Source organism: Chryseomicrobium aureum, from assembly GCF_043182735.1.
Taxonomy (GTDB): domain Bacteria; phylum Bacillota; class Bacilli; order Bacillales_A; family Planococcaceae; genus Chryseomicrobium; species Chryseomicrobium aureum.
The window spans coordinates 2301477-2323303 of the sequence record NZ_CP171117.1 but is presented as its reverse complement, the minus strand read 5'-3'; the positions used below and the strand labels follow the sequence as shown (position 1 = coordinate 2323303).

40 protein-coding genes are annotated in these 21827 nt (G+C 42.1%); 39 read left to right on the top strand and 1 reads right to left on the bottom strand.

Annotated elements, in window-relative coordinates; all coding sequences use genetic code 11:
• The first annotated feature begins 6 nt into the window (after positions 1-6).
• From ACF3OH_RS12095 to ACF3OH_RS11980, 24 genes are all read left to right on the top strand, one after another.
• Complete coding sequence (locus ACF3OH_RS12095) at positions 7-687, top strand: DnaD domain-containing protein (protein WP_392454844.1); 681 nt, start codon at positions 7-9, stop codon at positions 685-687.
• On the top strand, positions 629-1450 hold the full coding sequence (locus ACF3OH_RS12090; RefSeq protein WP_392454843.1) for an ATP-binding protein: 822 nt from the start codon (positions 629-631) through the stop codon (positions 1448-1450). Before ACF3OH_RS12095 ends, ACF3OH_RS12090 begins: the two co-directional genes overlap by 59 nt.
• A gap of 9 nt (positions 1451-1459) precedes the next feature.
• On the top strand, positions 1460-1675 hold the full coding sequence (locus ACF3OH_RS12085; RefSeq protein ID WP_392454842.1) for a hypothetical protein: 216 nt from the start codon (positions 1460-1462) through the stop codon (positions 1673-1675).
• 27 nt (positions 1676-1702) lie between these two features.
• On the top strand, positions 1703-1840 hold the full coding sequence (locus tag ACF3OH_RS12080; protein WP_392454841.1) for a hypothetical protein: 138 nt from the start codon (positions 1703-1705) through the stop codon (positions 1838-1840).
• A 25-nt stretch (positions 1841-1865) separates the two neighbouring features.
• Positions 1866-2051, top strand: a complete 186-nt coding sequence (locus ACF3OH_RS12075) for a hypothetical protein (protein WP_392454840.1) — start codon at positions 1866-1868, stop codon at positions 2049-2051.
• A gap of 28 nt (positions 2052-2079) precedes the next feature.
• Positions 2080-2244 carry a hypothetical protein gene (locus tag ACF3OH_RS12070; RefSeq protein WP_392454839.1) on the top strand — a complete coding sequence of 55 codons (165 nt, stop codon included), beginning with the start codon at positions 2080-2082 and terminating at the stop codon, positions 2242-2244.
• 22 nt (positions 2245-2266) lie between these two features.
• A complete protein-coding gene (locus ACF3OH_RS12065; RefSeq protein ID WP_392454838.1) occupies positions 2267-3196 on the top strand; it encodes a hypothetical protein in 930 nt (309 codons plus the stop codon).
• Positions 3174-3731: a dUTP diphosphatase gene (locus tag ACF3OH_RS12060; RefSeq protein ID WP_392454837.1), complete on the top strand. Its 558-nt coding sequence runs from the start codon at positions 3174-3176 to the stop codon at positions 3729-3731. Before ACF3OH_RS12065 ends, ACF3OH_RS12060 begins: the two co-directional genes overlap by 23 nt.
• Positions 3732-4069: 338 nt before the next feature.
• Positions 4070-4540, top strand: coding sequence for a DUF1064 domain-containing protein (locus tag ACF3OH_RS12055; RefSeq protein WP_392454836.1), 471 nt, complete (start codon positions 4070-4072; stop codon positions 4538-4540).
• A 404-nt stretch (positions 4541-4944) separates the two neighbouring features.
• Positions 4945-5331, top strand: coding sequence for a YopX family protein (locus ACF3OH_RS12050; RefSeq protein WP_392454835.1), 387 nt, complete (start codon positions 4945-4947; stop codon positions 5329-5331).
• A complete protein-coding gene (locus ACF3OH_RS12045) occupies positions 5328-5540 on the top strand; it encodes a hypothetical protein (RefSeq protein ID WP_392454834.1) in 213 nt (70 codons plus the stop codon). The genes ACF3OH_RS12050 and ACF3OH_RS12045 overlap by 4 nt, the downstream gene beginning before the upstream one ends.
• The gene (locus tag ACF3OH_RS12040) at positions 5537-5707 is read left to right on the top strand and encodes a hypothetical protein (protein WP_392454833.1); all 171 of its coding nucleotides are present in this window, start codon (positions 5537-5539) and stop codon (positions 5705-5707) included. Before ACF3OH_RS12045 ends, ACF3OH_RS12040 begins: the two co-directional genes overlap by 4 nt.
• Positions 5708-5739: 32 nt before the next feature.
• Positions 5740-6123: a hypothetical protein gene (locus tag ACF3OH_RS12035; RefSeq protein WP_392454832.1), complete on the top strand. Its 384-nt coding sequence runs from the start codon at positions 5740-5742 to the stop codon at positions 6121-6123.
• A gap of 50 nt (positions 6124-6173) precedes the next feature.
• A complete protein-coding gene (locus ACF3OH_RS12030) occupies positions 6174-6581 on the top strand; it encodes a hypothetical protein (protein WP_392454831.1) in 408 nt (135 codons plus the stop codon).
• Entirely contained in the window at positions 6581-6994 is a 414-nt protein-coding gene (locus ACF3OH_RS12025; RefSeq protein ID WP_392454830.1) for a hypothetical protein, read from the top strand. Before ACF3OH_RS12030 ends, ACF3OH_RS12025 begins: the two co-directional genes overlap by 1 nt.
• A gap of 19 nt (positions 6995-7013) precedes the next feature.
• Positions 7014-7178 (top strand): hypothetical protein, encoded by a 165-nt coding sequence (locus ACF3OH_RS12020; protein ID WP_392454829.1) that lies wholly within the window; start codon positions 7014-7016, stop codon positions 7176-7178.
• Positions 7178-7408, top strand: a complete 231-nt coding sequence (locus ACF3OH_RS12015) for a hypothetical protein (RefSeq protein WP_392454828.1) — start codon at positions 7178-7180, stop codon at positions 7406-7408. Before ACF3OH_RS12020 ends, ACF3OH_RS12015 begins: the two co-directional genes overlap by 1 nt.
• A 45-nt stretch (positions 7409-7453) precedes the next feature.
• A complete protein-coding gene (locus tag ACF3OH_RS12010; protein WP_392456772.1) occupies positions 7454-7618 on the top strand; it encodes an XtrA/YqaO family protein in 165 nt (54 codons plus the stop codon).
• Positions 7615-8433 (top strand): DUF5677 domain-containing protein, encoded by an 819-nt coding sequence (locus ACF3OH_RS12005; protein WP_392454827.1) that lies wholly within the window; start codon positions 7615-7617, stop codon positions 8431-8433. Before ACF3OH_RS12010 ends, ACF3OH_RS12005 begins: the two co-directional genes overlap by 4 nt.
• A gap of 84 nt (positions 8434-8517) precedes the next feature.
• Positions 8518-9414: a hypothetical protein gene (locus tag ACF3OH_RS12000; protein WP_392454826.1), complete on the top strand. Its 897-nt coding sequence runs from the start codon at positions 8518-8520 to the stop codon at positions 9412-9414.
• 93 nt (positions 9415-9507) lie between these two features.
• Positions 9508-9690, top strand: coding sequence for a hypothetical protein (locus ACF3OH_RS11995; RefSeq protein WP_392454825.1), 183 nt, complete (start codon positions 9508-9510; stop codon positions 9688-9690).
• Between the two features lie 11 nt (positions 9691-9701).
• On the top strand, positions 9702-10193 hold the full coding sequence (locus ACF3OH_RS11990; RefSeq protein WP_392454824.1) for a sigma-70 family RNA polymerase sigma factor: 492 nt from the start codon (positions 9702-9704) through the stop codon (positions 10191-10193).
• Positions 10194-10338: 145 nt separating this feature from the next.
• Positions 10339-10773: a HEAT repeat domain-containing protein gene (locus tag ACF3OH_RS11985; protein WP_392454823.1), complete on the top strand. Its 435-nt coding sequence runs from the start codon at positions 10339-10341 to the stop codon at positions 10771-10773.
• 55 nt (positions 10774-10828) lie between these two features.
• Positions 10829-11086, top strand: a complete 258-nt coding sequence (locus tag ACF3OH_RS11980) for an ImmA/IrrE family metallo-endopeptidase (RefSeq protein WP_392454822.1) — start codon at positions 10829-10831, stop codon at positions 11084-11086.
• Positions 11087-11150: 64 nt separating this feature from the next.
• On the opposite strand, the gene ACF3OH_RS11975 is transcribed toward ACF3OH_RS11980, so the two are convergent.
• On the bottom strand, positions 11151-11378 hold the full coding sequence (locus ACF3OH_RS11975; RefSeq protein ID WP_392454821.1) for a hypothetical protein: 228 nt from the start codon (positions 11376-11378) through the stop codon (positions 11151-11153).
• 100 nt (positions 11379-11478) lie between these two features.
• Here ACF3OH_RS11975 and terS point away from each other — a divergent pair, with 100 nt between their 5' ends.
• From terS to ACF3OH_RS11900, 15 genes are all read left to right on the top strand, one after another.
• Positions 11479-12261 (top strand): phage terminase small subunit, encoded by a 783-nt coding sequence (terS, locus tag ACF3OH_RS11970; protein ID WP_392454820.1) that lies wholly within the window; start codon positions 11479-11481, stop codon positions 12259-12261.
• Positions 12251-13669, top strand: a complete 1419-nt coding sequence (locus ACF3OH_RS11965; protein ID WP_392454819.1) for a DEAD/DEAH box helicase family protein — start codon at positions 12251-12253, stop codon at positions 13667-13669. The genes terS and ACF3OH_RS11965 overlap by 11 nt, the downstream gene beginning before the upstream one ends.
• 27 nt (positions 13670-13696) lie before the next feature.
• A complete protein-coding gene (locus tag ACF3OH_RS11960) occupies positions 13697-15208 on the top strand; it encodes a hypothetical protein (protein WP_392454818.1) in 1512 nt (503 codons plus the stop codon).
• 2 nt (positions 15209-15210) lie between these two features.
• Complete coding sequence (locus tag ACF3OH_RS11955; protein ID WP_392454817.1) at positions 15211-16239, top strand: phage minor capsid protein; 1029 nt, start codon at positions 15211-15213, stop codon at positions 16237-16239.
• Between the two features lie 198 nt (positions 16240-16437).
• Positions 16438-17172, top strand: a complete 735-nt coding sequence (locus tag ACF3OH_RS11950) for a scaffolding protein (protein ID WP_392454816.1) — start codon at positions 16438-16440, stop codon at positions 17170-17172.
• A gap of 13 nt (positions 17173-17185) precedes the next feature.
• Positions 17186-17554, top strand: coding sequence for a head decoration protein (locus tag ACF3OH_RS11945; RefSeq protein WP_392454815.1), 369 nt, complete (start codon positions 17186-17188; stop codon positions 17552-17554).
• A gap of 33 nt (positions 17555-17587) precedes the next feature.
• Positions 17588-18646, top strand: a complete 1059-nt coding sequence (locus ACF3OH_RS11940) for a major capsid protein (RefSeq protein WP_392454814.1) — start codon at positions 17588-17590, stop codon at positions 18644-18646.
• Between the two features lie 63 nt (positions 18647-18709).
• Complete coding sequence (locus tag ACF3OH_RS11935; protein ID WP_392454813.1) at positions 18710-18976, top strand: hypothetical protein; 267 nt, start codon at positions 18710-18712, stop codon at positions 18974-18976.
• 17 nt (positions 18977-18993) lie between these two features.
• Entirely contained in the window at positions 18994-19365 is a 372-nt protein-coding gene (locus ACF3OH_RS11930; protein WP_392454812.1) for a hypothetical protein, read from the top strand.
• Complete coding sequence (locus ACF3OH_RS11925) at positions 19362-19679, top strand: hypothetical protein (RefSeq protein ID WP_392454811.1); 318 nt, start codon at positions 19362-19364, stop codon at positions 19677-19679. Before ACF3OH_RS11930 ends, ACF3OH_RS11925 begins: the two co-directional genes overlap by 4 nt.
• Positions 19672-20121, top strand: coding sequence for a hypothetical protein (locus ACF3OH_RS11920; protein ID WP_392454810.1), 450 nt, complete (start codon positions 19672-19674; stop codon positions 20119-20121). Before ACF3OH_RS11925 ends, ACF3OH_RS11920 begins: the two co-directional genes overlap by 8 nt.
• Positions 20122-20123: 2 nt before the next feature.
• Complete coding sequence (locus ACF3OH_RS11915; RefSeq protein WP_392454809.1) at positions 20124-20543, top strand: minor capsid protein; 420 nt, start codon at positions 20124-20126, stop codon at positions 20541-20543.
• Positions 20544-20545: 2 nt separating this feature from the next.
• Complete coding sequence (locus ACF3OH_RS11910; RefSeq protein WP_392454808.1) at positions 20546-21094, top strand: hypothetical protein; 549 nt, start codon at positions 20546-20548, stop codon at positions 21092-21094.
• Positions 21095-21150: 56 nt separating this feature from the next.
• Entirely contained in the window at positions 21151-21519 is a 369-nt protein-coding gene (locus ACF3OH_RS11905) for a hypothetical protein (RefSeq protein WP_392454807.1), read from the top strand.
• Positions 21520-21611: 92 nt separating this feature from the next.
• Positions 21612-21827: a hypothetical protein gene (locus tag ACF3OH_RS11900; RefSeq protein WP_392454806.1), complete on the top strand. Its 216-nt coding sequence runs from the start codon at positions 21612-21614 to the stop codon at positions 21825-21827.

The window sequence follows — 21827 nt, the reverse complement described above, 5'->3', positions numbered from 1 at the left end:
GAACATATGAATTACCTGAAAGAGCTGAACGCTTTTCATGAATGGCTGGACACGAATCCTTTAGACAGTGGGGCAATTGTTCTCTGGTACACATTGATGGCCGTTAACAATAAAACTAACTGGAAAGATGAGTTTACAGTCGCTAATTTAGCGCTTCAAGCCAAAACAGGTTTATCCAGACAGCAGTTGGATCGTGCAAGGAGCAACTTGATAAACTCCGAAAGAATTCTTTATAAGAAATCGGGTCGAGTGAATAAAGCAGGAAGTTACTCGATGGTTAGTTTTGATACACAAGACGGTCACAGAACGATACACGAACCGGACACGAACCGGGCACAAAGCGGTCACGCAGTAACCACATTAGTTAAACATAAACATAAACAAAACGAAACTAAAGAAGATGATAAAGCGCGCGAATCAAATCCATTTCAGTTTTTCGAGGAAGAAGGATTCGGCACATTATCCGCAACAATCGGTGAAAAGCTAGGTAAACTCATTGACGAGTTTGGAGAGACCAGAGTGATTGCTGCCATGAAAGAGGCTGTCATCTATGGAGGTCGTAACCTTGCCTACGTCACTAGGATTCTAACTAACCCAAATAGCACGAAACCGAAAGGAGCGAGTACGCATGGAAAGTCTGGGGGAACTCCTCAAAAGTCGAATGACGATTCTGGAGTCGACTGGTAAGACCTGCACAAAGCACGGAAAGAAAGTGGTCCAGTTCATCATGGTGCAAGGTGAAGAAGTATGCCCACTATGCGAACGAGACGCTCAGAATGAACTACTGGCTAAAGAGCAGCTTGAACAATACGAGAGAGCCATGAGCAGACGTGATTACCGGACGCTTGCTACTAAGAGCATCTTGAAAGACACGAAGTTATTTGACGCAAAATTCGGCAATTACGAGACAGCTGATCCCGAAGAGACCGCCAACAAGCAAAAGGCCATCAATGTCTTCCAGAAATACCGCAAAGGTGAAGTGTTCAACACATGGTTCACTGGAATGCCAGGAGTCGGGAAAAGCCATCTGGCCATGAGTATCTTGCAGAACCTGAACGAATGGGGAGAGCAGGACAAGAGCTGTCTGTTTGTTAGTGTGGACGAGATGTTGCTACTCATCCGAAATAGTTTTGACAACAAAGAAAGTCAGTATTCGGAATACTATTTTGTGGACTTGCTATCAAAGGTCGACTATCTGGTACTGGACGATCTAGGAGCTGAGACAGGTGGAACCGGTACACAAAAGACCGCATCTGATTTTACTCTCAGAATCCTATACGCCATCTCCAATGCAAGACAGGGGAAATCGACCATTGTTACTACAAATCTCAGCAAAAGAGAGCTCACGAAGATGTATGACGCCAAGCTCGTCAGTCGCTTGCAAGGCTCTATCGCTCTAATCAATTTCAAGGAAACATCGGATAAACGCATTAAACAAATCGAGGTATAGGAGGCCGCTATGAAAAACATTGAACCCATCATGAAACGACTCATGCTGATTGCCAACGACCACAAGAATACAGGGAACATTGACGCTGACACGAAACGCCATTTTTATATGGCTATGGGCGAGCTCATGGCGAAGACCGGCTGCAACTATCAGCAGGCTGAGGACATGATCGTCTGCTGGATTGAGGACCCGGAGAAAGTACACCTGCTGCAAGAGGTAGGGTGAGTAAACGGACAAAGGAGGAAAAATAGAATGGATAGAAACATAAGTGCCCGAATTATTGATGAATTAAACGAACGTTTAGAACATGCAATTGATAACGAAGAATCAGAAAAATATGAGGCATTAAACAGTTTTTATGATTGGTTTGTAGAAAATTATATTTTGTAAAGTGTGGAGAATAGGAGTGGAATTCATGGAATGTCCATATTGCGAAAAAGAATTACATTGTCATGACTATTACGGATTAGGCAATCCAATGCGTGAAGGGTTTGAGAAGTTGGGTGACATATACAAATGCGACAACGAAGAGTGTGCAATGTATCAAGAAAACTTTTACACGGATAAGCAAGATGAGTTACATGAGGGCTATCCGTGTTAATTTCATGGGACAAAAAGGAGAAAAGCGAATGGGCGAACTTAGACCAGGTACACCAGTTGAGCAATCAAAGTCCAAAAATACGAAGTCAGTGGTCTTGAAGAACAACGGAAGAGTGTTGCACTCTGGATCACTCGAATCCTGCCAATTCTTCGTAGACATGTTGGAGCTTAAAGAACAAGTAGATATCAAATAATCAAGCCAGAGGAGGCGCTCGAATGATCTTATTATCTCAAGGGGACAGAGTTCGAATTGTGGAGCCAGAAAACATTAAAGCATGTGAGGCATATAAAGGTTTTGAAACCGTAGTAACAAAGATATTTAGTCTTGGTGTATATGTAACAGACTATGACGGAGATGAATTATTTATCAAAAACGAGGAACTAAAGTACCTCGAGAAAATAGAACCAAAGAAGACAAAAAACCAACGCATCAGCGCACTCGAAAAAGAAGTGGCGGAGCTGAAGAAGGTTGTGGAAGTGCTTAGTCAACCAGTAAAGAATATGACAATTGAAGTAGATGTGAAGAAGTTGACTGAATCGATTGCTAAAGCAACACCAAAACATTCCAATCTTCCACAATCAAACAACCAGAAACGCGCCGCGATCATCGAGAAGGCGAAACTATTTGTGGAGGCACGGCAAGCGGTACGAAAAGGTGATGAACATAATCAAGATAGAGTGCATGGCAACTCAACAGCAAAACATCATTGGTACGAAACTGAATTTGCTATTAAGAACGAAAAAGTAACAGCGGTCATCTATTGGCTCGAATTTGGGAAAAAGAGAGCGAAAAAACCTACTCACATCGGGCGCGCCAAATGCCATCCACACGATGTATTCAACGAGCATATCGGAAAAGCTATCGCACTTGGTCGAGCATTAGGCTTGGATGTATCGGAGTTCGAACAAGCGGTACAACCGGATGATGTAGTGGTGGGGATGATTGTAGCAGGTTCATATGAAAGTAAACGAGCATGTTACTCGACCAATAAACGTTTCACAATAAAAGAAAAATCCCATAATCATTACTACTACCAAGAAAAAAGTGATGATTGGTTAACAACTTCGGATATCGGACGAATCACCAACGACACTAACGCCCAATACGAGGAGGCAAAAGTGCATGAATCTAACAAAGCTTTTTGAAGCACAGCGTGTACTGGACGAACGGATTGAGCAAGAGCATCCACGTACAGAAGGTGAGAACCGATTGCCACAAAAGATATTGGCGCTACAAGTTGAGTTAGGTGAGATGGCAAACGAATGGAGAGGCTTTAAGTTTTGGAGTCAAAATAGAAATCCTGTCACGAAATCAATAAGACCTATTTTCGGTACAAATGTAGACGGTACTCAGTTTCAGGATTTCAAAGAATGCAACCCACTACTTGAAGAAACTGTTGATGTGCTGCATTTTATTCTATCGATTGGGAATGAAACGGGCTTTACCGATTTAAGTCAGATGGAGGAAATATGGACGGATGGCGATACCCTTCGACGATTCAGTGACTTATATTACCGAATCGCACTTTTTGAATCAAATGAGTTAGAAGATTATTATCGCGAAATGTTTAGGCACTTCTTGCTACTAACACATTCTCTAGGTTTTTCTTGGGAAGAAATCGAAACCGCTTATTACGAAAAGAACAAGATCAACCACGAACGACAGGACGGTGGTTATTAAATGACCGACAACGAGCGACTACAGAAAGAAATCAAATCACTCATAAAGCGTGTAGCGCACCTAGTACGCGTCACTAAACGCCAAAGACGGCAGATTGAAGCGCTTCGCAGGCAATTGAATCCAGACCAACAGTATTACATCAACGTGCAACGAGGGAAGGCAAGCAACAGACGAAACCGGAGAGGATGAATTAATTTGGCTTTTAAACGTCGGAAAATTCTAACGTCACCAACTGTATGTGTCGAATGCAAGAATCCACGGAGGCCGTTGCGCAATCAAGGGAGCAACATCTGTCAAGAATGCTTCCAGAGACTCCTTGCACTGAAGATGGATGCCTAATGACTACAAGACGGCAGGTAAAGCGAAAAGGTAGACCGAGCATCGTATCGAAAAAAGCGAAGTTCAAGGGTATCACGTTCGACAGTGGCACAGAGGCACGCTATTACAAAGTGTTGCTGGGCGACCCGAATGTAAAACATATCGAACTGCAACCAGTCTACCGAATCATCGAACCATTTGAAGTGGAATGCAAGCGTTGTAGAGGAGCTGGAAAGGTCGTCAACGAGGCTACTGGACGATTGAACAAATGTAGCCTCTGCAACGGAAACGGCAAGAGAATGAAACAGGGAGCCATCTACACGGCTGATTTCAAAGTGACCTATCAAGACGACTATCAAGAGGTCATTGACGTGAAGGGCTATGCAGATGCGAAGTTCCCGATACGCAAGAAACTGTTTGAATCCACTACTGGCATCGAGCTAATAGTCGTGGAATTTGATGCAAAGAATCGACAATGGGTGCGCAAATGACTCTAAGGTGAGGGATGTGTATGCAGGTCCATTATTTCTACCGGTTTGAAGGCAAAGAAAAGCTCATGCGTTGTGGTCATTTCACGAAAGACGAGATGCTACAACTCTATCTAGAGGGTTATAAGGAGTCGAAGCCACGGAGAACAACCGCTGCGAGTGACAGCAACAAGAATGGGATCCCCGTACAGCAGGGCAAGCGGAGAAAAGGGAGCTGAGTGTATGGAGAAGCAAAAGCGAGTGGACCTAGTATTTTTCTGTGAGCACTGCTATTTTCCAAACGTTTTGAGTGTTGAAGTTGAATCAATCTTGCCTAACCTTGCTTTCTACCAATGCCACAAGTGCAAACACCACCATTACGAGCTACAGGATCTAATCAATTATTCAAAAGGGACGAGGGGATATTATTGAGGGAGATTAAGTTCAGAGCTTGGGATGAAGTTCATAAACAAATGCTTTATATCGGCCTAAAGTTAGATACTCACATTGGCGGACCGCAAGAAGATTTAATGCAGTATATAGGATTGAAGGATAAGAACGGAAAAGAGATTTATGAGGGAGACATTGTCAGAGGTACCTATGAAGAGTTTTCAGACTACGACCACGAAGAGTACACAATCGAGTTCGTTAGCCAAGTTACATTTGAAAATGGAGCATTTTGTATCAAAAGGGACTATGTAAATTTTGAAGGACGAATGAGAGGCCCATCCCTTAATAAACACTGGGATTCTGAGAAAGTTGCTGTTATCGGAAATGCACTTGAAAATCCTGAGTTATTGGAGGACGCCAAATGACATACAAATCAGTTGTCGACATCAAAATCACATCGATTCATAGCGAAGAACAAAAGCTCACGATGAATGAAATTGTAAAAAGTGAAGTCTTGAGCACTCAGTTAAAAGACTATGCCAAACATCGTTATTTAGAGGCCTTGAAAGAATTGCTTCAAGAGGAAAGTGTTCATATAGACGTACAAGTAAATTTCGTGGAGGACACCCGATGATGTGGACGATCGCATTAGTAATAGCTGCCTATTTCATCGGCTGGATAGCCAACAGCCTCTACTCTGAGAAATCCTATTACCACGGTTATAACAAGGGCTATAGTGATTGCACGCTTGATTTAGCGGAGGAATTGCGGAAGAACGAGGACGAGTTACCGGACAAATGACACATTATGTTGAATAAAAAGGAGAATGAATAATGAAAACACTAGACTTTATTATTGAAAACCATAAATCAGATTGCATTGATGGTCGAGATATACACCGATTAGTTCAATTTGTTGAAGAGCAAGACTTAGAGAAAATTGGTATCACTTTGAAACCTGAATATGTAGGTAAACACGAAGCAATTCCTTTCACTAGAGAAAACGTTTTAAATCAATTGAAAAAGGATGTTTTATTCGGTTGGGAGAAAGCTGAAAATGAGCGAGGAATTTCAACAGGAATTATGTTTGAAGTGGTTAAGTTTTGGAATTGGGTCTTAGAAGAAGGGTTAGAGGATTTCGATAATTATGGGTGGTATGGAAAGCCTTTATTTATTGAAACAGCTAAAAAATACGGTTGGCAGGATGAATTATATTAACATGCAGTACGAAGATTAAGCCCAGTAGTGAAAATGAGGAGGTAGATCAAATGGAATCAGCGTGGGTTTTAAGGTTGAAAGATGAATTCAAAGAGGAGTATATGGATAACGAAAACTATTACTTGAACGATTCGGAAGATGATGAGTTCATAACGGTTGATTTGCAAGAAGCAACAATCATTAAGGATAAACAAGCTCAAATCGATTATATGACTAATTACGAAAAGAAAATGAAAGAGCTTTATGGGGATGATTGTATCTGTAATTTTGGAATCACGCATATTACGAAGCATTTTGAATTTGTAGAGGTAGAGCTTAGGGATGCCGACGTGAACTATTGTGTGGCGTGCGATGCTGAAATCGATGCTGAAAAAGAGAAGACTTTCAATGATGCAGAGGGTGGATTATGGTGTCAGGCATGCGGAAAGTTAGAACTCAACAAGAACCAGGTGATCTAATGCTGCTAGAAAAAAAGCACTTTGACCCTAACCATACACATGTCTATTTTGTTCATTATTTAGAGCAAAAGTGTTTGAAAACAGGTGACAATCTAGACATAGATAAGTACAACGAAGATGTTAAAGGAAACCGAATCTACATCATCTTAGAAGAACATCATTTTGACGAGGAGCAAGTTAATCCTTACTTCGTGTATTACATCAAATCACTGGGGCTGAAACCGAACGACGGTGTAGTAGTTTATGAGTTTAATTTGTGGGCTCAAGGTAAGGCAAGCGAATACATCAGCCAGTTTCCTCACGATGCATTCACAACGATTGGTAATCTCCCCGGAGGTCATAAGGCCTTTGGAGAATACCTAAGGTCATTTGCAGAACATTCAGCAGAACCCGAACAACTATCACTCTTTTAAATGAATGGGAGGTCATGAGTTGAAAAGAGAACGCATTAAATCAGAACGCTATCGCCCAATCGTCACGGTCATGAAAGCCAAGAAGGGAGTGCCTACTGTCGTGATGATCAGTGGGCAACGATACACACTCACACATGATTCACATATGCGCGGCCATCAAGAAATCAAGAGGAAGGCTAAGTAATGACAATGCAGATGAAATACATCGCGTTTGACTCAGATAGCATCGACGTCGACTTTTCTTTTACCACTGGACAGGTTGAGAAGGTCGAGCAACTTTGGGAACAAGGGGAGTCTCTCAAAGAGATATCTAAACAGATACGTCGCAAGCCACTAGAGGTTGCACTGCTCATCATGGACCGAGCAGAACTCAAAAAGATAAAGCCGCGGAAGAATGGGATATTCGGGGGCTAGGAGGTTGGTTGTGTGATTGAAAAAGATTTGCAGATAGATGAGCGAATGTGCCTAAATATTGATATAATGGAAATACCAGAAAGTTGTGTCGTGGTCATCAGTGACGGCAAGGCGAAACTGAGAGAACTACCACCTCATGGCGAGTACAAGATCGTCACGCACCAGGGGAAAGTTAAGCGCATGCGGAGGGAAACGGGGGAAGAGTTTTGAGCTTCGAAGAGTTTTGCCTGAAAAGATATAAGGTTGTTACCGAGCAATTTGAATCCTCTATTGAATATGCTTTTAAAAAGACATATATGGACGTCACACCTAAGCCTCAAATGACAGAGGTAGAGGCTGTGATTATGGGATTAGCTCAAAATATTAATGGATTAAACTACTCTATAATTAAACTTATTGAAACAGATAATCATTATGCACTCGATTCTGCTTTAAGGTCTCTATTTGAGAATTACGTTTCTCTTCGATTTATTCTAGAGGATCAAACCGTTTTCAGAGCTAAAAGGTATCTTTATTCAAAAAAGAATTCTGAATATGAGATTGGAGAAAAGCTTCTTCAAACAAACCGAAGAGGTAGGGAGTTGCGTAAATTTATTGGTATGTCAGAAGAACAAGTTAACGAGAAATTGATTTCTAAACTTAAAGTTTATGACATTGATCATATAAGACAAATGATGTTAGGTGAACTTGAGTTCAAGAGACTTTCAGAAAAGTGGTACAACGTTCTTAGCAACAAAAAGCTAAAAACCTTTTATGCTTTATGTGAGTATATGAAGTTTCAAGATGAATATGAGTTAATATATAACATTCTTTCAAAAGAAGCTCATGCAATGGATGCTTTTAAATCTTTTGAGATTGAAGATAGCCTTCTATCATTTCATAAATTAAAAAAACCTCATATCATGCACACGAACTTTGGGACACGTATGAATATTGAGGTGTTGAAAGATTTGATGAAATATTTTAAATGTAAAGAAAAAGAGCGTGAAGTTTTAGCCTTCTTAAATTTGAAAAAGTTATTATAACCTCTAGTATCAATTTTAAGTATATCTTGAACGGGCAAGTATAGCGTTTATTCTGTATCTTTATTATAAAGTTATCTTTAGTAGGTGATTAAAATATTTTCAATAGGACTGGGTATATCCCTGATTATCAATATCATTTTATTATATTATATGACTGTTTTTACAATTACAGATAATAAGTATTTTCGTCAAAAAATTGCGTCATCTGATTATAAAAAATTATTAGTGTTCTTAATCATTTCCATTTTATTTTCTTCGATTTTAATATCAATTTCTTTATTATCAAAAAAAATCGAACCTGATTTAATGGCAGCTTTAGTCTCCCTTTTAGCAGTCATCGTTGCAATCGTTGCTATTTATTATCAGCATAAACAATTTAAAATTAATAGGAAGCCTTATATTACCCCAGTAAGGAAATCTTTCGCTATTGATCTTCCGAGCATTTTAACAGATTGGTTTACAGGTGAAAAAATCGATAAAAGGTTTTCAAATCTTACAATTCCTATATATAATTTGGGGAGTACTACTGCAATAGATATTAGTTATTGGTACTCACTGAAGAATATAGAAGAGCTAAGTGAATATTGGAATAATAAAGTTTATTTCGACTCAACTAGTTACTCTATTAAAGTCTTAGATCAAGATTACCCTTACTCGATTGGTATTAAGGATAGACTTGCTTCTCGAGAAGCCAATCTTACTTGTAAAAACTTTGTAAACTATGCGGACAAAATTGATCCAGGATTATTTTTGGAAGTAAAAACCCCCACTTATTTTATGATATTTATAAGTGGAATTTACAAGGAACAATCTCCCTTATTACCTAATGCGCCAACTCCAATTTTTTCTCTTTTTATTGAATATACAGATTTAGATAGAGTAAGGCATAGAGTTGAATTTGAAATGAAGTCGGATGTCAATAATGCGCATATTAACAAAGATAAATTGAATTCAAGTATAGTATTTAAATCTATAACATAACCATGTCCCACCAGCCATCTGGAGGACACTTTGACCGGCGCAATTTAGCGCTCGTTGAGGTGTCCTCTTTTTTATTGAAAAGGAGTGATTGTCATGAGAACGCTTCAAGAACAACTGATTGAAAAAGGTTTGGTCACAAAAAAATTGAAAGAGATTGTTGCTGATAAAGTCGTGAGGCCAAAAGAAAGCCTGACTAAGCGAGATATCGAAGAACTGATGGGATGTCATCGTCCTACATATCGAAAAGTGAACGGTGTCACGAAGCGAAAACGATAGGGGGGATAGCATTGGCTTGCCGAGAATTAGATCAGCGTAATCAGATGATGGACATGGCGAATCAAATGATAAAGGACTATGGCTGGATGCAATCTGAAATATTTAGACTTCAGAATCGAATTTATGGTGGTTCTCTCCCCATGTCTACCTGGGGAGTTGCTCAATATGGCATTGAAGCTGTAATGCCAAAAGGTTCTAAGGGTAAGAGTATAGATGAATTGAAAAATCTGGACTCACTTGAAAATAAAAGACTAGCTAGGCTAAACAGGTATGAAGCTGAGGTTTATATTTTAGAGTCACTGGCTGACAGCTTTCAGTCTGAATTCCAAAACATCGTCTATGATTGTCTATTGGACCGTCAAACTCACCGACAGATTGCTGCACAATTAATGACGTCTAAGGCGCAGGTGCAGAAATGCAAAAAAGAAATACTAGAGCAGATGATACAAAGTGAGTTAATTGAAACATTTCTTCTATTCGGTGAGTTAGATAAATTCAAATAGTACAAAGTGTACAAAATATACTTATTTGCAACCTAAAAAAATCTGACGCTAAAATGGGAGGGAGGTCGGCGCGGTTTTAGTAGCTGACAAAAAGAGGAATTAAACTCCTTTGTGTCGAATCTTACGATTCAAAGGGGGAAATAATATGCAATATCATGAAGGCATTCCTGAAAATATTGATGAGTTGAAACGAAATGCAAAGAGACAAGATGATTGGAGAACAAGATTAAATGCCGTGGAGGAGTTAGGTAATTGGAAGTGTAGACAATCAATTGATATCTTATGGGACAGAATGATGAGAGACAAAGTTTATAAAGTCCAACACGCTGCATTTATAAAACTCCAATCGTTTGACGAAAAAGTTAAATTACCAAAAAAGAAAAAGGGTAACTTGATTAAAGATATAGATAAAAAATTGAGTCCAGTAAAAAACGCATTACCTGAAAATCATACATTCGATGATTTCAAAGCGGCCCTAAGGCAAAAGAAACCAGAAATTTATGATACTTATGAAGGTGACAAAGAGAACAAGTTTGAACAGTGGCTTAAAAATAAATGGCAGTCATTGCCTAAAAAGTAAAGCATCCTTCGGGATGTTTTTTATTGCATTTCAAATTGGAGAGGGGATGATTAACATGCTGCCTAAAAGTGTTCGAGTGGCCGGTATCGATTATAAGGTGGAAGAAGTGGCGGAATTCATTGGAGAACCTGAAATGTTAGGGTGTGTCATCTATCCGTTCGCACAGATCCGTGTGAAAGAGAGCCTGCCAGCAGACAAGAAGTGGCAAGTATTCATTCATGAGTTACTTCATGCAATCTTTGTGGAAGCCGGATTTGAAGAACATGATGAAGAGATGGTGAATCGATTAGGCATCGTCTTGCATCAGGTTTAAAAGATAACGAAATTGATTGTAAATTAGAAAAAACAGCAAGGCATAAACCTTGCTGAAATCATTACTATTCAAAATGTTTTTTTAGATCTTCGCTTAAGAAATTCACAAGATTATCACTACGTCGATGAGCTTCAAGCTTGGTTGCAAGCGAGTAATACTTTGCAAAAGCTTTTTCAATATCGACATGGTTTTCAAATCCAAACACTGTACCTTCTAAAGCTGTTAATTCTACAGCGACGTCGAATTTATTTCTTTGAATTGGTGTAGGACTTACAGAAACATCATTAGCCAATAATTTTCACCTCCTTTAATATGTAAATTCGACATAAAATTATAAATTCCTTTTAAAAAAGCCACATCCTAAAAGATTGGAGATGAGGACGTGAAGTAGTATGCCAAGAGCCAGAGACCCGAATCGTGATAAAGCGTTCGAGTTGTGGAAGAACAGTCAAGGCAAGATAACCAACCGTGCTTTAGCCACTATGCTAGACGTACCTGAGAAGACCATCAGTGCTTGGAAGAGTCGTGATAAATGGAATGCAGTACTGCAAACAGATGAATGTAGTACTACAAAACAGAAGAGTAAGCCACAGAAAAAGAAGCGTAGTGGTAATCCTAGTCCTGTTAAGAAGTTTACAGAACGAAACACTGCAGCATTGAAGCATGGCTTGTTCTCAAGGTACATGCCACAAGAAACCTTAGAAATAATGAGCATGGTTGCCGGCTCTGAACCCGTTGATTTGTTGTGGATGCAAATAGAGTTGCAGTTCGCTGCTATCGTCAGAGCCCAGCAAATCATGTTCGTTGAAGACAAGGATGAAATCACGAAAGAGATCAAGAAGGTCGAGAGACGAGAAGATGATTTCGGAGTCACCGAGAAGCAGGAGTGGGAGATTCAGTTTGCTTGGGACAAGCAGGCCACTTTCATCAATGCACAATCGAGGGCCATGGGTGAGCTTCGGTCACTCATAAAACAATTTCTTGAGATGGCAACAGATGATGACGAACGTCGTTTGAAACTGGAAGCAATGTCCGTCGGTATTGAAAAGACACGTGCTGAGATTGCACGTATCAACTCAGGCGCTTCAAACTCGGATGCGGATGATTGGGTGTCAGCACTCAAAGAAGTGGCAGAAAAACGGAAGAGTCAGCGGGTGAGTGGAGATGTCGAGTAAACCTTATAACGTGTTGCTCAACCTGATTGATGTCTACTGGGATGACCCAGTGGCTTTTGCTGAGGATATTCTGAATTTCACACCTGACAAGTGGCAGCGAGAAGTACTCACCGATCTAGCGAATCATCCGTATGTCTCTGTTCGTTCAGGACAAGGGGTAGGTAAGACCGGTGTGGAAGCCATCTCAGCCATCTGGTATCTCTGCTGCAGGCCGAATCCTAAAGTCGTTTGCACTGCACCGACACGTCAGCAATTGAATGATGTCTTATGGGCCGAGATTGCCAAGTGGCTCGAATCATCTTTGGTGAAGAACTTCTTGAAGTGGACCAAGACGAAGGTCTATATGGTCGGCAACGAGGAACGTTGGTTTGCGACCGCACGAACGGCTACAAAGCCAGAGAACATGCAGGGGTTTCACGAGGACTACATGCTGTTCATAGTGGATGAGGCATCTGGTGTTGCTGATAGCATCATGGAGGCAATCCTTGGAACACTCTCAGGACCTGAAAATAAATTGCTGATGTGCGGAAACCCTACTCGAACGAGTGGGGCTTTTTACGATTCACATCACAAGGACCGTCAGGATTACAAAACCCACAAGGTGAGCAGCTATGACAGTTCACGAGCGAGTAAAGAGAACATTGAACGTCTCATCCGGAAGTATGGCAAAGATTCGGATGCCGTCCGCATTCGTGTGTTCGGTGAGTTTCCGAAGTCGGAGCCGGACATGTTCATCTCTCTTGAGCTAGCGGAGACTGCAACAGAGAGAGCAGTTGAACCATACGGTCGAACATTACACATCGGAGCGGATATTGCCCGTTATGGTGATGATGAGACGGTACTCGCTCCATTCTATGGTGGAAAGGTGTTCGAGCTTGAGTGCTATCACAAACAGAGCACAACAGCTACTGCAGGCCGAATCATTCAAATGGCACGACAGTTTCACTCAAGATTCCAATACATCACTGAAGTACTCATCAAGATTGATGATGACGGAGTTGGCGGTGGTGTCACGGATCAATTGGAGGAAATTATCCGTGATGAGCTGTTCCCGTTTGCTATTCGAATCATCCCCATTGGTAACGGTCGTAAAGCAATCGACTATGACCATTACGAGAATCGAGGTACTGAGATTTGGGCGGCAATACGGGACAGGTTGCAAGAGAACCTGAGTCACTATATGCAGGGAACAGAGCCGACATTGGAACTACCCAAAGATGACAAGCTCATCAGCCAGTTGACGACTCGGAAGTACAAGATGTCGAGTAAGGGACGAATCGTCTTGGAACGTAAAGAAGATATGAAGAAGCGTGGTGTGGAATCTCCTGACCGCGCTGATGCAGTCGCACTTGCAATGGCAACGGAGGAAGAATTGGTTTATACACATGAACGGCCGCTTGGTTGGTAAGTGGCGTATGAGAAGGGGTGAGATGACATGACAATCGATTATCTGAAACAATCGTTTCCACCAAAGCCATTTGACCAAGATTACGAGCACATGATGTTCTTTCGTGATCTCTATGATGGCAACCACAGGGAGATCTTTCCCCGAGCAAACGAGATTGGCAAGCAGACATTGCGCTCGCAATATAAGATGAGTCGCTACAATTATCGATATTTTAAAAACTTGAAGGCCAAGCTAGCACGACAGAATTCAGAGACGCACTATGTGATCATCAACATCTCATCATCTATTGTCGAATTGCCTGCTGATCTAATCAATCGGTCAATCGGTAATATTTCTGCTGATACCGAACAATCTGAAGAGCTTCTCGCCTTTGTTGAGTCGGTAAGCAACCTATCAAAGACCAAGAACAAATTATGGCCAGCAGTCGTACAACATCAGATTGACGGTGGCGTGGCATATCGGGTGCGCTCAGACAAAGACAAAGGGACTTGGTTCGAATGGAAAGAAGCTGACCTTTTCTATGAGCATGAAGATGAACTAGGAGCAGACTTTGCTTGGACCGAGGAACATGGAGAAGACAAGTACTTGAGAGTCGAGAGACAAAGATTGACTTCCCAAGGGCTTGAACTCACGCAATTGGTGTTCCGAATGCAAGGCGATACGGTTGATGAGCAGAAAGATTTCGCGGAGTATAGTCAAATATATGATTTGAATACAGAAGAATATGTGTTGTTCCCAGGTATTCGAGAGCTCATGTGTGGATATGTGCCGAATGACGAGACATTAACTCAGCCACGTGGACGTTCGGCGCTACGCAACATTCCGGAGATTCAGGAAGAAATCAACTGGACAGTCACCCGAGATTCTATTGTATTTGAAAAACACGGCAAGCCTAAACTGGCTATCCCAAGAAAGCTATGGGATTCGGTGGCGTCTCAGAACGACAAGAACTATGGTAGTCGTTTTGTGCGTGGAGCAGACCTAGAAGTAGTCAGCTATGACGAAAACAACGGTGCGGTACCCATGTATATCACATGGAACTCACAGACAGAACAGAGTTTTGCACATGTCGCTCGTTTGATTGACTACATGATGTCCGTCTCCAAGACTGCTGCCACTGCCATCGGATTAGGCAAAGTCGGAGGCACGATGTCGGCTAAGGCAATCCTCTATGAATGGATTCAGTCGGTTATAAAAGCAGAGGCGATCCGTGACAAGTTCGACCATGCGCTAAAAGACGCGTATCGAAAATGTAGCCTGCTTTCAAACGAGCTATATGGAACGACCTATACAGTCACTTCTCCTGTCATAGAGTGGATGGACATGCTACCTAAGGCTGATTCTGAAAATGATGAGCAAGAAGCATCCAAGTATGAAAAAGGAGTCCAGTCATTAGAGACGACCGTTCGAAACCTTCACCCGGATTGGTCAGAGACTGCCATCCAGCAAGAGATTGAAAAGATTTTAAACGAACAGATGGTGGATTCAATGAATCCAAGTTTCGTTCAACCGCCTCGAACTGAGATTGGAAGTGGATAATCATGGACGATCAGGAGAAGCTGATTCAACTCTTTGAACAGGCAAGTCTTAGTCTGTTGCAGATGATTCGGAGCTCTGTGGGACTTACTCAAAGAAGGTATCTGCGGGTATTACAAGAAGTGCTGACGATAACAGCCTCCATGCAAGAGGGGGCAACATCCTTGTTGCTCAAAATTATTGAGAAATCGTATAAAGAAGGTTCTGACGAGACAATAAATGAGTTGACGATTAAAGGATTTGAAAACATTCAAGCCACTTTCTCAACAGGAATCGACAGGAGAGCCGTGCAGCAGATTGTGGATGATGCATTTTACACAATCTTAGAAGCCACTGACTTCATGGCGGAAGACGTTAAACAACGCCTAGAATCAATTGTACAGGCCGCTAACAGTGCGTCCCTTATTGAGGGGCAGAGTAGAAGAGAAGTTACCAAAAGAGCCATTGCGGAGGCTTCTGAAACAGGCATCACCGGTATCATTGCTAAGAATGGTGCGAGAATTCCGGTTGAGAAGTATCTGACAGGAACTATTCAGTACTATCAGCGCAAAGCTCACGTGGACGGAGCCATTAATCGCATGGTCCAGAACAATCTTGACTTGATCTATGTCAATTCAGTTGGTATTACCTGTTCAGTTTGTGCTCAGTATCAAGGGCGGGTGTACTCGCTAAGTGGAAGAGATGAAAGATTTCCTCCTCTACTCGAGAAGCCACCATACCATGCACATTGTGTGCATAGTGCTTACCCTTGGATAGAGCGCTACGAAGACCAAGAAGAGATTGAAAGAATGTTGGTCGAATCAAACAGGCCATTTGAGGACAATCGTGCTGAACGTAATATCAAGAGATACAACGAACTTCAGCGAGAGAAATCAAAGAAGAACGATACCAGAAAGCAATGGATCCGTTATAAGTCTCGTATGCCTGACCTTCCCGACCTCAAGACCTTTGCAAGCCACAAAGCACGAAACACGAAGAAGTATCAAGAATGGATGGCTGATTATCGAGAAATTGGCAACATATTGATTGACTGAGTCCTCACGTTGAGGGCTTTTTATTATGCCTTAAAGGTGGTGGTGGATTTGATTATCGCGATGTCGAAATCATGAACAGGAGGCGATCCATCATCTCGTCTGTCCGAACGTTAGAGGACTGCCCAGAACTTGCTGATGGCATTAAAAGCTGTGAAGGAATCTATGGTCATACTGACGACCTTAAACAGGAGGATACACATGAAGTTATTTAATCGGTTCTACGTCTTATATGCACTTGTTTTCTCATTCTTTACCAAACCCGAAGCAACCAAGTCTTTTGAATACACGCCGCTAAAACTAGACCTGCAGTTCTTTGCCGGCGACCCTGACCCAGATGATGATCCTGATGGTGGTACAGGTAAAGGGGAAGACAAGCCTTTTGCTGTCTTTAACAACAAAGAGGACTTGGACAAACGTATCTCTCGTGCTGAGAAGGCAGGTCAGAAAGCATTGGCCAAGCAACTTGGATTCGAGACCGTCGAGGAGATGCAGGCGGCTCTTAAGAAAGAGGAGCCAGCTGATCCAAAGGGCAAGGACGAGAAGAAAGACAAGGCGCCAGACGTAGACGAAATCATTGATGCAAAACTGAAAGAAGAGCGTGCGAAGACGTTCACTCGTCTTTTGACGTCCGAGGTAAAAGTAGTGGCGAAGGAACTCGGCTTTGCAGATTATGAAGACGCGCTTAAACTTGCTGATCTGAGTGAAGTGAAAGAGAACGAAAAAGGCGAAATCGAAGGAGTCGAAGAAGCCTTGAAAGCTCTCAGCGAAAAGAAACCTCACCTACTAGAGAAGTCTAACAAGGGTGGTTTTGGTTCTGACATTTCTAACAAGAAGAAGCAGTCTGAAAAAGATCGTCTTGAATCAATCAAAAAAATGGCTCAGAACCGTGGCGTACAGGTGCAGGCATCTGTAAATGACCCATGGAAACGATAAGGAGGAAAACCAAATGAATTTACAACCACATGAAACAGAAATTTCAGGTGAAGTAGAAATCCTAGCCTCTTATGAAGCAATTCGTGAGGTGGTTAATGGTATCACAGTTGATTCAGCTGCAGTAGCTGAAGTGGATGGAAAGAAAGTCGTGTTAAAAGGTATGCCGATGGGCAAACTTGCAAACGGAAAGTATGCACCATACAATGCTGCTGGTGTTGACGGAAGTGAAAACCCAACTGTATTGCTGAAACACACTGTAGATGTCACAGACGGCGACGAAGTAGTAGGGGGTTATGAAATGGCAAAAGTCATCTCTGAACGTCTGCCAGTCACAGTAGATGCTACATTACGTGGCAAAATGCCATTTATCCAATTTGCCTAGGACCTATCAAATACAACTTGAGGAGTGAATTCAATGCCCAACGAAATTTTAAATTTAGAACAAGCTTTGTCTCAGACTGAATTACTGACATATGCACGAAACCTAGCACCACAACAAGGCTATTTAGCAGACCTTTTCTTTCCTGCCTATGAAACGGATGAGCTATCAATCGATGTGATCCGTGAATCGTCTCGTCTTCCAGTAATGGCTCAAATCGGAGACCTTGGAACGCAAGCTGAATATGGATCTCGTGAAGGTTCAGTAAAAAGCCGAGTGCAGATTCCAAAGATTCAACGTGCCCGAGCGATGGATGAGAAATTGGTCCGTCTATTACTGCAGGATGGTCTACGATCAAATGAACTTGCTCAGATTCGCCGCACTCAGCTAGATGATGTCTCTTATGCAACTGATGCAATTCGTGCCCGGAAGGAATGGATTGCGATGCAGGCAATCTCTACAGGAGCTGTTGCCTATTCTGAAGGTGATGTAAAACTCTCAGTGGACTTTGGTTATACAAATGACCAGAAACCGGTATTGAGCGGTACAGACCTTTGGTCAGACACTGTAAACTCAACGCCTTTGCAAGATATCCAATTGTGGGTTGAAAGCGCAGCAGATCGTGGCGTTCAACTTACACGTGCACTAGCATCACGTCAGGTAATCTCATACTTGAAGCAGAACATAGGGATTCGCCAAGCTTATCACGGTAGCACAACAGCGCCACAACTAAGTGATGCTGAGCTTAACTCACTATTCGAGGCAAACAATCTTCCATCAGTCGTGGCATACGATACGCAAGCGCGAGTGGAGAACCGTGCAGCCGCTGCTGGGCGTGCTACTTTCACTAGTGTTCGTATGATGCCTCAGAATCGTTTTGTTCTTCTACCAGATGGTCCACTAGGCGATTACCTATGGGCTAAGACAACTGAAGAAATGATGAACGAGATTGAAGCAGAAGCGACTGCCGAGAACGGAATCTTTGTATTCCGCAAAATCAATGAGCATCCAATCCGTGTGGAGACAATCGGTGTCAACCTTGCCTTCCCTGCTTTTGGTCTCAACGATTCTGTTGTAGCTGCCACTGTACTTTAATATGTGACCCTTGGAGTCTTAAATGGCTCTAAGGGATTTTTGGTTAACAAGGAGGCAATTTCAATGAAGATCACAGCAAACTCAAATGTGAAACACAACGGTAAATGGTATAAAGACGGTGAATCCTTAGGGAATGTGAAAAAAGAAGATGCTGAGCGTCTGATTACACTAGGTGTAGCTGTAGAAGCGCCGGTCGAGTCTGACTCTAAGACTGACAGCGGGAAGTCTAAGGGCAAAGATTCTGGTTCTGCTGACACTCAAACAGATGACACAGATACCGCTAAGAACGAAAAAAATACATCATCCAGTAAAAAAACAGAAGACGAATAGAAAGCGGGGTGTGAATCATGCCCACACAAGAATCTGTTGAAACTTGGTTGATAGCCAATCACTTGGAGTCGAATGTTTGGACTGATTTCGAAAGAAAAAGTGTCGCTTTCATCCAAGCTATACGTCACTTGAATTCATGGTACCCAGATGTTGAACTGACAGATGAGATTGTCGGTTATCAAGCCATTTGGGAAATCAAAGGTTTGGATCCAGTCCTTAAATATAGTGGACTTGGCGTGAAGAGTCTGACGGATAACGGGGAGCGAGTGGATTACGGTGATTTTGTACGGGACAAGGTCGCACCTGAAGTTCATGCATTACTCGGTCTACCGATAGATGAACAGGAGCCACCTGAAGAATTTGTTCTTTATGGGGGGCGCTTGATATGAGCTTATTTGGTTATCCAGCTACGATCGTACACGTGCAAGCTAGCAAAGATGATTGGGGACGACCCATCATGTTACCGCCTGTCGTTCGCGACGCCAAGGTGATAGAAGAACAGAAACGAATTCGCACGGCTAACGGTGAAGAGGTAACTATCTCATATGAGGTCCATATTGAAGGGGATGTGGCTGTCAGTCTGAATGATCAAATCAATTACAAGTACCAAACCACCGAACAAATTTCTTTTCGAGTTAGGCACTTTGAAAAGAAAAAGTTCTTAGGTACGGACGATGTGAAGAAGGTCATCGTCTATGGCTGACTCAATCAGATTCTCATGGGAGGGTATCGAAGAGATGCAATCAGAACTCTTGGAATATGAGAGAAGATTGATTGCCCGCTTGACATGGGTGCTACGTGACCTTGCAATAACAGTCATTGGAGATGCACGTAGACTAGCACCTGTCGATGATGGGGATCTAGAAGCAGCGCTAGATGTCGGAGAAGTCATGTTAACCATTCAGTCCATTTACATCGATTTAGGTGTTACAGCCAGTGCAGAAGTTCAGCATTACGCCATGGTGCAACATGAAGGATTTCGTAAGACAAAAGATGGCAGGGTCATCTTTATGTCTCCTGGTGAAAAGACAAGGAGCAAGCCGACTCACAAAGGTTATAGTCCAGGTAAGAAATTTCTTCAACATGCAATCGAGATGAACGAAAAGATGATTCTCGAGACATTGGCAAAAGAATTGGAGGTGTAGTGATGCAAACCGAGGAACTCATAGAGCACCTGATCACGTTAGGGTATTCAGTTTATCCAGAACCTAACTTTATCCCTGATATTGAAGAAGATACGAAATTCCCATGCCTGTTTGTCATTGCAAACGGTGGAGGTGCGACAGACGAATATCTGCCCATCCGTTTTCCTTCATTCCAGATTGTGGTCAAGGGAAAGAATGCAAAGACTACACCTAACCAATTCGTAGATACCGAAGCCTTAGCACAAGGGCTGATTGATTTCTTTGATCAGAAGACCAATTTTATCATTGGCACCAACACCATCTATTATTGTCGAAGCCAGTCTTCTATGCCCATTCCAATCGGTCTTGACCTCAGAGACCGCCCAACTTATTCACTGAATTTTAATTTCAAGTTACAACCCAATCTGAAAGGAGCTAACTAATCATGTCACCAGTTGCATATATCGATGTTCCACTAGGTCCAGCTACCGTGGAATTCGGAGACACAAGCCCGACAATCTTTGACATTACAAAAGGTGGAGTAGTGTTCTCTTCTTCCTCTACCAAACAAGACATCACAGTCGATCAATACGGAGATACTGTGGTCAAATCGGTGTTTAAAGGACGCACATGCCAAGTCACAGTTCCCTTTGCGCTATCAGACCTTCCAAAGCTTGCAAAGGTCATCCCAAACAGTACCTTATACACGGATGCAACTTTACCAGAAGCACCAAAGTTGCGACTAGATGTTAAGGCGAATGCAGGACTAAATATGGCGTCAACCGCTGAAAAGTTGGTCATCAAACCTACAGACCCTGCTGCAACACCAAACGATTGGATCACGGTACCTCTAGCAACACCAATCACGGATCCAGAGTATACGTATAATGCTGACAATGAACGTATTGCCAATATCACCTTTGTTGGATTCCCTGACCTCACGAAAGAGGGATTGCTTTATATCATGGGTGATGAAACTGTAACAACTGCTTGATTATGAACGGGGCCAATGAGCCCTGTTTTTTATTTGTCTTGAGAGGATGAACATAAATGGATGCATTGAAATCGATCTTTATGAAAAACTACGTGACGCTCGGAAAAAAGAAGGCTGAGATTCGAAAACTCACACCTGCGGATTGGAAGTTGGTATTTGGTAGTTTTGATAAATTACCAAGCCTTATTGTGACAATCATGCAGGCTCCTAAAGAACAGCAAAGTGTATATCTAGTTGAAGGCATTGATTTGGCTTTAGACGAAGTAATCGAGATCACGAGCAAGCTTACCGGTATTGAAGAGGACTACTTAACAAATCAAGTCGGACTTGATGAGTTGGTCGAGTATTTCGCACTTACTATCAAGAAGAATCGATTGGATACACTTCCAAAAAACCTGAAAAGCCTTCTCCAAGGTCAGCTGTAACCAAAGAGAAGGCATTAAGTATCGATGAATTCCTGTTGAGAGCATCATCACTTCTAGGGGTAAGTCAAAAGGACATTGAAGAGAAGTACTATATGGTCGATATTCCACAATTGTTGAAACTTAAAGCAGAAAAGGAAACACAAGAACGTATTTTGCAACTCAAACTGCTCATTGCTTCCAATCAGCGAACGATGGAGGACAAGGAATACAAACAGTTTATCGAAATATTGAATCCAAAGCAGGTAAGCAATCAGTTCAATCGTGACAGGGTAGAGCAATTGCGTGCTATGAGCGGAGGAAGGGGGTAA